Raw genomic sequence first — 12,174 nt, 5'->3', positions numbered from 1 at the left:
GCCCCGAGTGCGGCAAGGCCTGCCCGGCGGCACTCGAACGTCTACCAGCATCTACCTGCACGCCTGCACGCCTGCACGCCTGCACGCCCGCGCGCCTCGCGCACCAAGTGCCCGGCGCATGGCGTCAAGCGCATCGAGGTGCTTTAGGCGCGCCTGGGCGGCGACTGCGCCCTGCGGTTCGAGCAGGCGGCCATGTCGCTGGTCAAGGAGATGCCGGTGCTCGCCGTCTCCCGGCACTTGGAGATCACCGGCAAGCGTTTGTGGCGCATCGTGCACCACTAGGTGGGTCGCATGCTGGGGAGCGCTGGATCTGAGTCACGTAGCCACCGTCGGCGTCGACGAAACCGCGTCCCGGCGTGGGGCAACGCTACGTGCCGGTGTGTCTCGACATGCAGCGCAAACAGGAGCCGGTAATCTTCGCCGTCCCAGGCCATGGCAAGGACGCCATCAAGGCCTTCAGCGCCTTCCTGGCGGTCCATGGCGGCGATTCGGATAATATTGTCGAGCTCGTCTGCGACATCTCATCGGCCTTCCTCAGTGGCGTGGTGGACTGTCTTCCCAAGGCCGAGGTTACGGTCGACGCGGTCCATATCGCGCAGACCTTCACCAAACGGCTGGACGAGGTGCGCAAGAAGGGGCGCAAGAAGGAGCGCCAGGAGCAGGGACACCCCAAGTCGCTACGCTGGGCACTGCTGAAAAGCCTGGAAAACGAGAACCCGACGCCCAGGCAACTGGCGACGCTCCAGGAGTTGGTGGCAGATCAGAGCGCCACGTCCGATGCCTGGGTGCGGTATGGCAGGAAAACAAAGGCCTCTTGCTGCCGTGATGGTGCACGGAGCCGGTCGACCGGATTGTCCCCCTGGGCATCGATCACACCACTGTCGCAGGTGGTGCTGAGCGTCGAGCTCAACGCGAATGGAGCCATGGCTCCAGGGAATTCATGGGAATCGTCGTTTTATCCATGGCGAGTGGTCTTCTTGGATCATGTTTAGTCAGGAACATGTTGATTATATAAGAGAAAACCACTCGTCATCGTCTTTTCTATGCCCGCTCGGTGAACAAGGCGGGATCACTCAATATTCTGAATCTGCTCGCGCATCTGCTCGATCAGGACCTTGAGTTCCACCGCGCAGCGGGTGGTGTCGGCGACCACGGACTTGGACGATAGGGTGTTGGCCTCGCGGTTCAGCTCCTGCATCAGAAAGTCGAGGCGGCGGCCCACCGGGCCCTTCTGCTTGAGCTGGCGGGCGACTTCGGCGACGTGGGTGTCGAGGCGGTCGAGTTCTTCGGCGACGTCGGCCTTGTGGGCCATCATCACGACTTCGGCCTCCAGGCGCTGGGGGTCGAGGTCGACCTCCAGGGCGTCGAGCTTGTCCTTCAGCTGCTGGCGCTGACGCTCGAGGATTTCGGGCATGCGTGCGCGGACGTCCGCCACCAGTTCGCCGATGGCGACCAGGCGCTCGTCGATCAGCGCCTTGAGCTTTTCGCCCTCGCGCTTGCGGCCGTCGATCAGGTCGTTGAGTGCGTCGTCGAACAGCGCCGTGGCGGACGCCTTGATCGCGTCGAGATCGAGGCCCGAGCTTTCCAGTACGCCGGGGTGGCCGAGCAGGGCGAGGGCGTCGGGCATGGGCGCGTCGGGCAAGGCGCTGCGCACCTCTTGCAGTGCCGTCGCCAGCGCCGTCAGGCGCTCGCCGTTGACGCTTAGCGTCTCGCTGGTCTCGCTGGCATCAAAGCGCAGGGCGGTTTCGACCTTGCCCCGGGCCAGGCGTGTGCGCAAGGCTTCGCGAAAGACCGGCTCGAGCTCGCGCAGGCTCTCCGGCAGGCGGAAGTGCGGCTCCAGGTACCGCTGATTCACCGAGCGCAGCTCCAGCTGCAGGCAGCCCCAGGGGGCCTTGGTTTCCTGGCGGGAGAAGGCGGTCATGCTGTGAACCATGGGAGTCTCCTGGACGATGACGGGGGTGGCAGGGCTGGGCCCGGCACAGGACTTTCGGCAGTGTACCCGATTGTGCCGCCAACCCGTGTAGAATGGCCGGCCTTTCCCCACAATCCATGCTCGGCGTCTGGCTCAAGGACGGCGAACAAGAGAGGTGTCATGTCCTCGGACATCCGGCGTCCCAGCGGACGCGAATTCGACCAGACTCGCGATATCAAGATCACCCGTGACTATACCTGCCACGCCGAAGGTTCGGTGCTGGTGGAGTTCGGCAATACCAAGGTGCTGTGCAACGCCAGCGTCGAGGCCGGCGTGCCACGCTGGCTGCGGGGCAAGAAGCAGGGCTGGGTGACCGCCGAGTACGGCATGCTGCCGCGAGCGACCCACACCCGCTCGGGGCGTGAGGCGGCGCGCGGCAAACAGGGCGGTCGTACCCTCGAGATTCAGCGCCTGATCGGCCGTTCGCTGCGGGCCGCGGTCAACCTGAAGAAGCTCGGCGAGTACACCATCACCGTGGACTGCGATGTGATTCAGGCCGATGGCGGCACGCGCACGGCGTCCATCACCGGTGGCTGCGTGGCGCTGGTCGATGCGATCCGCTATCTGCAGCGCGAGAAGCTGATCAAGTCAGACCCCTTCTACCAGCTCGTCAGTTCGGTGTCGGTGGGGCTCTATCGGGGCCAGCCGGTGGTCGACCTGGACTACCCGGAAGACTCCAGTGCCGATACCGACATGAACGTGGTCATCGCCCAGAGCGGCGAGCTGATCGAGGTGCAGGGTACCGCCGAGGCGGGCACCTTTAGCCGCCAGCAGCTGAACGCCTTGCTGGATCTGGCCGAGAAGGCCGGCGCTGAGCTGTTCGACCATCAGCGCGAAGCGCTGGGAATCCGCACCTAGGCGAGGTCTTGCGGCAGGCCCTCGTCGCCTGGGTAGCCTGGGCGTCGGGGCTGTTGTGCCCGGCCCGTGGCCGCTGCCATGGACAGGCTCTCGCCCGCGTAGCTGTTATGGTCAGGCTCTCGCCCGCGTAAAAGCAGCGCCGGCCCCCACGGGGGGCCGGCGCTTGCGTGTCTGGCCCCGGGCCCGGGCCAGACGGCGACACAGCAAAGGGTTAGAGCTGCAGGTCGTACTCGACGATCAGCGGCGCGAACTCGGAGAAGGTCGCGTCGCGGTCGATCCAGGCGTCGGTCACGTGGCGGCGGAAGTTCGGCCCGACGATCTGGTAATCGAGGCGCCAACCTTCCTGACGTGAGCGCGGCTGGTCCTGGTCCAGCGCCGGCCACCAGGTGTATTCATCCCCGTCGCGATTGATCTCGCGGAAGGTGTCGATGAAACCGGTGGGACCGAACACCTGATCCATCCAGGCTCGCTCTTCGGCCTTGAAGCCTGGCGTGGTCTGGTTGTCGGCCCAGTTGGCCAGGTCGATGGTCTTGTGGGCGATGTGCCAGGTGCCGCAGATGATGTACTCGCGGCGCTTGCGCGCCATCTTCGACAGGTATTCCTGGTACTGCGCCATGAACGCTTGCTTGGCCGCCGGATCCGAGCCGTCGGGCATCAGGAAGGTGGCGATCGAGAAGCGGTCGTAGTCGGCCTGCAGAAAGCGTCCTTCGTGGTCGCACTGCGGGAACCCCAGCCCATACATGATGGCCTTGGGCACCTTGCGGCAATAAAGCCCCACCCCGGAGAAACCGTCTTGTTCGGCATCGAGGAAGTAGCCCTCGTAGCCTTCCGGATAGAGGATGCTGTCGTCGAGCTCGAAGCTCTTGGCCTTCAGATTCTGAACGCAGACGACGTCGGCGTCCTGGTTGGCGAGCCAGTCGAGAAAGCCTCGACCGACGGCCTCACGGATGCCGTTGACATTGATAGTCGCGATTTTCATACATGGTCCCTTTTGCGTCGCGCGTGTATGATACCCGACGTTTCGACGTTTGGGTAAATGGCCCAGAGCGATAAACGTGATATAGCCGGAAAATCGGAAGAGGTGGCCGCGTGGCTGACACAGCAACACATCAGCAGGGCGCGCTGCGCCTCGAACCCTACCAGCGGGATTTCATCGAGTTCGCCATCGGCGAAGGCGTGCTCAGCTTCGGTGAGTTCACCCTGAAGTCGGGCCGCGTCAGCCCCTATTTCTTCAATGCGGGCCTGTTCAAGACGGGCAAGGCGCTGGCGCGACTCGGACGCTTCTACGCCAAGGCCATCGTGGCCAGTGGCCTCGACGCCGATGTGTTGTTCGGTCCGGCCTACAAGGGCATTTCCCTGGCCGCCACCACCGCCGTGGCGCTCGCCGACCATCATGACCGCGATCTGCCGTTTGCGTTCAATCGCAAGGAAGCCAAGGACCACGGCGAGGGCGGCAATATCGTCGGCGCCGCGCTCGAAGGCCGCATCCTGATCATCGACGACGTCATCACCGCCGGCACCGCCATCGGTGAGGTCATGGGCCTGATCGATGCCGCCGGTGCCAAGGCGGCGGGGGTCGTGGTGGCGCTCGATCGCCAGGAGCGCGCCGGTGATGCAGGCGCCCAGAGCGCCATCCAACAGGTCGAGGCCCGCTATGGCATCGCGGTGCTCAGCATCGTCACCCTCGACATGGTGCTGGCCTACCTCGAAGAGCACGCCGGCGATACCCTCAAGGTCCACGCCGACGCCATCCGTGCCTATCGCGATCGCTACGGCGTCGGCGCCTGAGCTGACGCGAACAGGCGATCTGGCCAGTGCGGCGCCCGGAGCGCCCGCTGGCGTGGCCGCTAGAGGGGCATCCAAGAGTGCCCCGGCGCTCGCAGCATCGCCCCGGGCCGCGGGTGCGGCTCGTGTCCTTGGCGAGGCTATCGCCTTTCTTCTCCCTGCATGATTCTCCACGGTGCGCAATTCCATGCTCGATGTGGTCCTTTATCAGCCGGAGATTCCTCCCAACACCGGTAACCTGATTCGGCTCTGTGCCAATACCGGATTTCGCCTGCACTTAATTAAGCCGTTGGGCTTTACCTTAGACGACAAGCGCTTGAAGCGCGCGGGACTCGACTATCACGAGTGGGCCCGAGTCCGGGTGCATGCCGACTGGGCGGCCTTCGTGGCGACGGTCGCGCCTGAACGTGTCTTCGCGGTGTCGACCCGCGGGCGTCACGGCTATCATGAGCCGAGCTATCGGCCCGGTGACGCCCTGGTGTTCGGCCCCGAGACTCGCGGCCTGCCCCAGGCGATGCTCGATGTCCTGCCCGAGGAGCAGCGTCTGCGCATTCCGATGCTGCCCGACAGCCGTAGCCTGAACCTGTCCAACGCCTGCGCGGTGCTGGTGTTCGAGGCCTGGCGACAACTCGACTTCGACGGCGCCGCGCTACCGGCGGCCGGCGCCAGGGATGAAACATGAGCTCTCCCCACAGCGGTGGCACGAAATCGATTCGCGAGCGCATCCGTGGCCTGAACCCACGCCAGCAGGAGGCCGTGCACTATATCGACGGCCCTTGCCTGGTGCTGGCCGGTGCCGGCTCCGGCAAGACCAGCGTGATCACCACCAAGATCGCGTACCTGGTGCAGGAGTGCGGCATGAGTGCCCGGCGCATCGCCGCCGTGACCTTCACCAACAAGGCCGCGCGGGAAATGAAGGAGCGGGTCGGCTCGATGCTCAAGGGCCGCGAAGGCCACGGCCTGACGGTCTCCACCTTTCATACCCTGGGGCTCAACATCATCCGCGGCGAGCTCAAGGCCCTGGGCTACAAGCCGGGGTTCTCGCTGTTCGACCCGGAAGACGCCAAGGCCCTGCTGCGCGATTTGATGAACAAGGACGCCCAGGTCGATGCCGACCAGATCAACCAGGTCCAGTCGACCATCTCGACCTGGAAGAATGACCTGGTGCTGCCGGCCCAGGCGCTGTCCCACGCCGCCGACGAGAACGAGCAGTACGCGGCCCGGGTCTACGAGGCCTATGTACGCCATCTCAAGGCCTACAATGCGGTGGATTTCGACGACCTGATCCTGCTGCCGGTGGTGTTGCTGCGTGACAACCCCGAGGCGTTGGAGCGCTGGCGGCGCAAGATTCACTACATGCTGGTCGACGAGTACCAGGACACCAACATCAGCCAGTACATGCTCGTGCGCATGCTGATGGCCGAGCGTCAGACCTTCACCGTGGTCGGCGATGACGATCAGTCGATCTACGCCTGGCGCGGCGCGCGTCCCGAGAATCTGGTGACCCTTGGTGAGGACTTCCCGCGGTTGAACGTGATCAAGCTGGAGCAGAACTACCGCTCCACCGGCACTATTCTGCGCGCCGCCAACACCCTGATCGCCAACAACCCCCACGTCTATGAAAAGACGCTGTGGTCGGACATGGGCCAGGGCGATCCGATCCGGGTGGTGGTGACCCGTCACGAGGAAGCCGAGACCGAGCGCGTCGCCAGCGAGATTCTCACCCGGCGTATCAAGGAGCGCGCCGAGTGGCGCGACTTCGCGGTGCTCTATCGCGGCAACTTCCAGGCGCGCCTGCTGGAGCTGAAGCTGCAGCACTACCAGATCCCGTACAAGCTTTCCGGCGGCACCTCGTTCTTTTCCCGGGGCGAGATCAAGGACGCCATGGCTTATCTGCGTCTGCTGATCAACCCGGCCGACGATAACGCCTTCCTGCGCATCGTCAACGTGCCGCGCCGCGAAATCGGCCCGACGACGTTGGAGAAGCTGGCCAACTATGCCACCGACCGTGGTGCCTCGCTGTTCGCCGCCTGCCATGAGATGGGCCTGGCCGAGCAATTGCCGGCCCGGGCGGTGGAGCGTCTGACCCGCTTTACCCACTTCATCGACGGCGTGCGTCGGCGCATGGACGAGGGCGATGCCATCGCCGCCATTCGGGAGATGATGCGTGAGATGGACTACGAGGCCTGGCTGTATCAGAACGCCAGTGCCCCGACCATCGCCGAGCGGCGCATGGGCAACGTCTGGATCCTGATCGACCAACTCGAAAAGTCGATGCAGGCCGATCCCGAGGACAATACCGAGAGCACCGAGACCGAGACCGATGACGTACAGTCGGCGATCTCGCGCCTGGTGCTGCGTGACATCCTCGAGCAGCAGGCCGAAGAAGACGACTCCGACCGGGTGCAGCTTCTGACCATGCACGCCTCCAAGGGTCTGGAGTTTCCCCACGTCTACCTGATGGGGCTGGAAGAAGAGCTGTTGCCCCACCGCAACGCCATCGAAGTGGGCACGGTAGAAGAAGAGCGCCGCCTGGCCTACGTCGGCATCACCCGCGCCCGGCGTACCCTGACCATGACCCTGGCCCGCCAGCGCAAGACCTTCGGCGAGCTGATGGACTGCGCCCCGAGCCGGTTTCTCGACGAGTTGCCGCCGGAGGATCTGGACTGGGAAGGTCGCGCCGATCGTGAAGACCCGGAGCGCAAGCAGGAGCGTGGCAAGAGCGCCATCGCCGGCCTGCGCTCGCTGCTGGACTGAGCCCCAGGTGGAACGCACCTTATCCCCAACCCCTTGGCTGGATTGGGTGTGGATAAGCGGAAGGGGCGAAGGTCGAGTGCTTGCTTGACGTTGCAGGGAAGGTGTCGAGCGAGCGGTCAGTCCTTGACCAAACCAGACGAAAGCGGGGCGCCCAAGGGCGCCCCGCTGTCATGTCACACCAGACCACGCCTCGATCGCTTACTCGACCAGGTAGTCCACGGCGGCCTTGACCTCGGCATCGGACAGGCTCGGGTTGCCGCCCTTGGGCGGCATCACATTGAGGCCGTTGATGGCGTGGTCATAGACCGTCTCGATGCCTTGGGCCAGGCGCGGCTCCCAGGCGGCGGCATCGCCGCGCTTGGGGGCCCCGGCGACGCCGGTGTCGTGGCAGGCGAAGCACACGCTGGTGTAGATGGCCTGGCCGTCGATGGCCGGGGCGGCGGGTTCTGCCGCCGCATCGTCATTGGTAGCCGAATCGCCAGCGGCGGCAGTGGCGTCTTCACCGCTATCCGCGGCAGCGGATTCTTCGCCAGCGGCGGCAGTGGTTTCTTCGCCACTATCCGCGGCTGTGGTTTCTTCGCCGCTATCCGCGGCAGCCGTTGCTTCGCCAGCGGCGGCAGTGGTTTCTTCACCACTATCCGCAGCAGCTGCATCGCCAGCGGTCTCTTCACCGCTATCCGCGGCGGCGTCACCGCCAGCGGCAGCCGGCACATCCATCACCGGTTCGAGCAGGTAAGCGACGGCGGCGTGGACTTCCTCATCGGAAAGGTTCGGGTTGCCGCCTCGGGCCGGCATGGCATTGAAGCCGTTCAAGGCGTGGTCCAGCAGTGTCTCGAAGCCTTTGCCGGTGCGCTCGGCCCAGGCGGCTTCGTCGCCATGCTTGGGTGCCCCGGCGGCGCCGGTGTCGTGGCAGGCCATGCAGACGCTGCCGTAGATGGCTTCTCCGTCGATGCCACCGCCGCTATCCGTGGCCTCACCACCAGAAGCCGCCGCCGCGGTTCCACAGTCTTCGCCCTGAAGGCAGAGCTTGCCTACCGGTTCCAGGCGCTTGGCCATGGCCTCGAGATCGGCGTCGTCCTGTGCCATCGCCTGGCCGGTGGCCAGGCCCAGGGTGATCAGGCACCCCATGATCAGCTTGCTGGAATTCACTCGAACCACCTCTGTTTACGGTCGTGTTTATTGCTTCTTGTTGGGGTGGCAACACCCACGGAGAACGTTCCCTCGCCGTGTCGTGCGCTGTGTCGGCAGTATAGCGAGATCCCCATCGCCGGGAAAATGGGTCGATTGCCGCAGCGCGCCAGACGACAGCGGTATCCGACGCCTTCCCGGGTGGACACTACAAGGCACTCAAGGTAGGATACGGCTCGCCTCGCGTCGATACGCGTAGCGTCGCGCGCCCTTAGCTCAGCTGGATAGAGCGTTGCCCTCCGGAGGCAAAGGTCATAGGTTCGAATCCTATAGGGCGCGCCAACGAATTCAAGGGCTTACGGTTATCCGTAAGCCCTTTTTCGTGCCCGCCTTACGTCCAGTCGATATTTTCTCCTCGGCACGGCCTTTCCGCTATTGCGTTAGCCCGACATGGTGATATTCCACCACAGCAGCCCCAATTCCATCTCAAGCGCCATCCCAAGGCACTCATCTTTCGGTTTTTTTGCCGTTTCGCGTGGGCAGGTCACGTGCAAGTTTGCTGATCTGAGTCAATCGGCGCTGGGCCGCAGGGCGAGGACAGGGAGGCGCACGCGGTGATACGGGTGACAAGCGCGACCCGGTCGTCGATAGCCGCGCCATGGCGGTGGACGGACGGCTTCAAGGGGGATTTGCCGCTCTGGTGTGGCGCTGCGTCGACAATGGTCGCTTCGGTTTGGCCATGATCCGGTCATGCATCTCTTGGCCTGGGGTGGCGTGGCTCTGGGGTACCGTCGCACGGAATCGCCGCTCATGGTCGTCGGGCTGATGCCGTTGATGCCTCACCGCCACGGCGGAACCTGAACGTCTGCGCCTGTCTCGAAGCTGCGCCGTTGCGAGGAGCTGCGTGCCGATGGTGGCTGTTGTGAACCAGGCGGAATGGTGCAAGCGAAAGCAGAGCCTGTGGGTCGATGGAGACCCCTCGGTGGCGAGAAGGGAGGAACTAGGGCCAATTTCCAAACAGAAGCGTCCTCAGGGCGTGTCTCTGGTCTTCGCAAGGCTGTTTATGGGCCGCGGTTGTCATGCAGTCGGAACGGGGGTGGTCCAACACTGCTACGCTATACTCGATGCTATGGCGCTATACTCGATGCTATGGCGCTATACTCGATGCTATGGCGGCCTGTTCGAGTTGATGGTTATATTTTGTTAAGCATGAGTCTGTTGGTCGCTTATGTGCGCTTTCACTGATGGGCAGGGGGTGTGTAGTCGACCATGGCAAGTAGATGGCAAGTAGATGGCAATTCAGGCGGAACGTACGATTTGTTGTAGGTTTCATGGTATGTGGGGTGTCGGTATTACCGTGTCTTTCCGCGTTGGATGGCACCATGCTGGCGAGCAATGGTCGGGTGATGATTTTTGAAACGATAAGATGATAAGGCTCTGCGTGTCGATAGGTGAAATCGACAAGGGAGGGAGGGGTGGGTCAAGATACGTCTGAGTACGCAGATGCTGCTGATAAACGAGCTAAGACCATTGCCGGACTTTCCGGTGGTATGATATTACTGCTGCCCGGGTTTATCAAAAACTTCGTGATTCCTCACGAGGTTTTTTGGCTTTTCGGATTAAGTGCAGTCTTTGCCGCGATGTCGCTTATTTTGGCAACGGCTTCCTTCATGCTCGCAGATGCGAACATTCGACGTATAGCTCTAGGCGTACCACCAAACTGGCCGAAGTATCATGTGATGTATGGTTTGTCAGTTAACGCATTTGCTGCTGCCATACTCATGTTTTCTGCGTTCGCGCTTATGAACTCATCAGACTTTACGCGGCTGGAGCTGAAGCCGGTCGATATTGTGCTCGATAAATCTGTTGCAGGGCCAGAAGAAACAATTGAGTTAACGGCTGTGTCGAGTAACACGGTTGAACCTGATGCGTTCAAATGGAGCGCATCGAGTGGAATTCTATTCGATGATAATGAAAGCTCGGTGACCTGGTTAAGTCCGTCAGGTGCTAGCGATAGTGGCTGGGTTGAAATAACTGTTGCAGTCAGGTTCGGTGAAGAGGAGCAAGTCGAGTCAACCCGGGTTTTGTTCATTTCCCCTGTGGCGAGAAGCTCGGAAACAAACTTATATGCCGAGTCACTTCCAGAATTATCGTTGCTCAACGTTCGGGAAGTGCCACGGCATCCGCCAGTATCCAGCCGATGCTCGTCTTGGCAGGCAGATCATTCACGCTGGGGGGCGCGCTCGGTGACCCCGGCGTTCGCACAGACGGTGGGGAGGGACGATTTTACCCAGTGGCCTCCGTACTTGCCTATTCCCAGTTTGCCTGGACCGCGTGAGTGTTGTAGCACCTCCGCGAGGCAGTGGCCATTCTGTGATGAAATGTGCTGATAACCACATGGGTAGTTGTTGGGCCCCTGGCTATCGATGATGGTTCGATAGCGGAAACACCCAGTATCGCCTCCTTACCTCGCCATGCTCGCTCCGTGCTCTCGTCGCCCCAGGCTCGTTGAACCAGGCTCGTCGACCCAGCCCCCAGGACAATCCTCCCCTTTGAATAATCATTGTTTATTCAAAGAATAATATTTCGCAAATTGCCTTATACAACCCGTTGGCCGAGGCTCGGTTGACGCTCGCGGCGTTTTTTCCGGCGGGCCCCCGCAAGCCATAACCACAAAGTCGCAACGGGTAACTCTATGACTTCCAAGACGCTTTCTGTTTTGACGCTCGGCGCTCTTGCCGCCCTCTCCACCTCGGCCCAGGCCCTCGACATCAAGCTTGGTCACGTGTTGGCCCCGACCCATAGCTGGAACATCGCCGCCGAAGGCTTCGCCGAGGACGTGCGCGAGGCCACCGACGGCCGGGTCAATTTCCAGGTCTTCCCCAGCGGCCAGCTCGGCAACGAGAAGACCATGGTCGAGGGGATGCAGATCGGAAGCGTGCCGGCGGGGGTGATCGGCTGCGGTTCCTTCCAGCCGCTGGATGCCAGGTTCGGCATCGTCGAACTACCTTATTCCTGGTCCGACCGCGAGAACGCCTACGCGGCCTATGACGGCGAGTTGGGCGCGGCGCTGGAGGACATCGCCGGGCAGTACAACATGAAGATCCTGTCGTGGTGGGAGAACGGCTTTCGCCACGTGACCAACAATCGCGGGCCGATCGAGACGCCGGAGGACCTGGCCGGGCTCAAGATTCGCGTCACCCCGGACAAGATGCGCCTGGATACCTTCACCGCCCTCGGCGCGAGCCCCGCGCCGCTGTCCTTCGGCGAGCTCTATTCGGCGCTGCAACAGGGGGTGTTCGACGCCCAGGAAAACCCGCTGTCGATTATCCATTCCTCGTCCTTCTTCGAGGTACAGGACTACGTCTCGCTGACCGGGCACGTCTGGGCACCGGCCTGCCTGACGGTGGCGAACAACGTCTGGAACCGCCTCTCCGAGGAGGACCAGGGGGTGGTCCAGGAGCTGGCCGACAGCTGGCGGGACGAGCAACGCGCCATGACCCAGGAAGACGACTCTCGCCTGGTTGCCGAACTCGAAGCCGAAGGCATGCAGGTCAACGAGGTCGATACCGCACCGTTCAATGCCGCCGTTCAGGGCGTCTGGGACGAGTACGAGAGTGTCTTCGGCAGTGACCTGATGGCGCTGGTGAAGCGCTACCGCGAAGGGCAGTAAG

Annotated in this window: 11 protein-coding genes and 1 tRNA gene; 9 read left to right on the top strand and 3 right to left on the bottom strand. The window is 62.8% G+C overall.

All coding sequences use genetic code 11. The annotated features are described in order from the left end of the window. The first annotated feature begins 192 nt into the window (after positions 1-192). Both ACUN9Y_RS18000 and ACUN9Y_RS17995 read left to right on the top strand, forming a co-directional pair. A complete protein-coding gene (locus ACUN9Y_RS18000; protein ID WP_445462100.1) occupies positions 193-282 on the top strand; it encodes a hypothetical protein in 90 nt (29 codons plus the stop codon). Positions 283-389: 107 nt separating this feature from the next. Beyond that, a complete protein-coding gene (locus ACUN9Y_RS17995; protein ID WP_445462099.1) occupies positions 390-992 on the top strand; it encodes a transposase in 603 nt (200 codons plus the stop codon). 77 nt (positions 993-1,069) lie between these two features. Here the strand turns inward: ACUN9Y_RS17995 and ACUN9Y_RS17990 are convergent, their stop codons facing one another. After that, positions 1,070-1,933 carry a YicC/YloC family endoribonuclease gene (locus ACUN9Y_RS17990; protein WP_445462098.1) on the bottom strand — a complete coding sequence of 288 codons (864 nt, stop codon included), beginning with the start codon at positions 1,931-1,933 and terminating at the stop codon, positions 1,070-1,072. A 159-nt stretch (positions 1,934-2,092) separates the two neighbouring features. Between ACUN9Y_RS17990 and rph the strand changes: the two genes are divergently transcribed. Continuing rightward, entirely contained in the window at positions 2,093-2,830 is a 738-nt protein-coding gene (gene rph / locus ACUN9Y_RS17985; protein WP_445462097.1) for a ribonuclease PH, read from the top strand. A gap of 211 nt (positions 2,831-3,041) precedes the next feature. Here the strand turns inward: rph and ACUN9Y_RS17980 are convergent, their stop codons facing one another. Further along, the gene (locus tag ACUN9Y_RS17980; RefSeq protein WP_445462096.1) at positions 3,042-3,809 is read right to left on the bottom strand and encodes an exodeoxyribonuclease III; all 768 of its coding nucleotides are present in this window, start codon (positions 3,807-3,809) and stop codon (positions 3,042-3,044) included. 110 nt (positions 3,810-3,919) lie between these two features. Here ACUN9Y_RS17980 and pyrE point away from each other — a divergent pair, with 110 nt between their 5' ends. The 3 genes from pyrE to rep all read left to right on the top strand — a co-directional run bounded on the left by pyrE (position 3,920) and on the right by rep (position 7,372). Next, positions 3,920-4,618 (top strand): orotate phosphoribosyltransferase, encoded by a 699-nt coding sequence (gene pyrE / locus ACUN9Y_RS17975; protein ID WP_445462095.1) that lies wholly within the window; start codon positions 3,920-3,922, stop codon positions 4,616-4,618. 184 nt (positions 4,619-4,802) lie between these two features. Beyond that, positions 4,803-5,297 carry a tRNA (uridine(34)/cytosine(34)/5-carboxymethylaminomethyluridine(34)-2'-O)-methyltransferase TrmL gene (gene trmL / locus ACUN9Y_RS17970; protein ID WP_445462161.1) on the top strand — a complete coding sequence of 165 codons (495 nt, stop codon included), beginning with the start codon at positions 4,803-4,805 and terminating at the stop codon, positions 5,295-5,297. Continuing rightward, the gene (gene rep / locus ACUN9Y_RS17965) at positions 5,294-7,372 is read left to right on the top strand and encodes a DNA helicase Rep (RefSeq protein WP_445462094.1); all 2,079 of its coding nucleotides are present in this window, start codon (positions 5,294-5,296) and stop codon (positions 7,370-7,372) included. Before trmL ends, rep begins: the two co-directional genes overlap by 4 nt. A 198-nt stretch (positions 7,373-7,570) precedes the next feature. Here the strand turns inward: rep and ACUN9Y_RS17960 are convergent, their stop codons facing one another. Beyond that, positions 7,571-8,521 carry a c-type cytochrome gene (locus ACUN9Y_RS17960; RefSeq protein WP_445462093.1) on the bottom strand — a complete coding sequence of 317 codons (951 nt, stop codon included), beginning with the start codon at positions 8,519-8,521 and terminating at the stop codon, positions 7,571-7,573. Between the two features lie 244 nt (positions 8,522-8,765). Between ACUN9Y_RS17960 and ACUN9Y_RS17955 the strand changes: the two genes are divergently transcribed. The 3 genes from ACUN9Y_RS17955 to ACUN9Y_RS17945 all read left to right on the top strand — a co-directional run bounded on the left by ACUN9Y_RS17955 (position 8,766) and on the right by ACUN9Y_RS17945 (position 12,173). Next, positions 8,766-8,842, top strand: a tRNA-Arg gene (locus ACUN9Y_RS17955). Between the two features lie 1,133 nt (positions 8,843-9,975). Continuing rightward, complete coding sequence (locus tag ACUN9Y_RS17950; RefSeq protein ID WP_445462092.1) at positions 9,976-10,890, top strand: hypothetical protein; 915 nt, start codon at positions 9,976-9,978, stop codon at positions 10,888-10,890. Positions 10,891-11,195: 305 nt separating this feature from the next. After that, positions 11,196-12,173 carry a TRAP transporter substrate-binding protein gene (locus ACUN9Y_RS17945; RefSeq protein WP_445462091.1) on the top strand — a complete coding sequence of 326 codons (978 nt, stop codon included), beginning with the start codon at positions 11,196-11,198 and terminating at the stop codon, positions 12,171-12,173. Position 12,174 lies beyond the last annotated feature (1 nt).

This window comes from Halomonas sp. V046, from assembly GCF_052645355.1.
This window is presented reverse-complemented; position numbering and strand designations above follow the sequence as displayed.

Coding starts and splice junctions, on each gene's coding strand:
- ACUN9Y_RS18000 (WP_445462100.1), top strand. CDS start 193: ATGTCGCTGGTCAAGGAGATGCCGGTGCTCGCCGTCTCCCGGCACTTG.
- ACUN9Y_RS17995 (WP_445462099.1), top strand. CDS start 390: ATGCAGCGCAAACAGGAGCCGGTAATCTTCGCCGTCCCAGGCCATGGC.
- ACUN9Y_RS17990 (WP_445462098.1), bottom strand. CDS start 1,933: ATGGTTCACAGCATGACCGCCTTCTCCCGCCAGGAAACCAAGGCCCCC.
- rph (WP_445462097.1), top strand. CDS start 2,093: ATGTCCTCGGACATCCGGCGTCCCAGCGGACGCGAATTCGACCAGACT.
- ACUN9Y_RS17980 (WP_445462096.1), bottom strand. CDS start 3,809: ATGAAAATCGCGACTATCAATGTCAACGGCATCCGTGAGGCCGTCGGT.
- trmL (WP_445462161.1), top strand. CDS start 4,803: ATGCTCGATGTGGTCCTTTATCAGCCGGAGATTCCTCCCAACACCGGT.
- rep (WP_445462094.1), top strand. CDS start 5,294: ATGAGCTCTCCCCACAGCGGTGGCACGAAATCGATTCGCGAGCGCATC.
- ACUN9Y_RS17945 (WP_445462091.1), top strand. CDS start 11,196: ATGACTTCCAAGACGCTTTCTGTTTTGACGCTCGGCGCTCTTGCCGCC.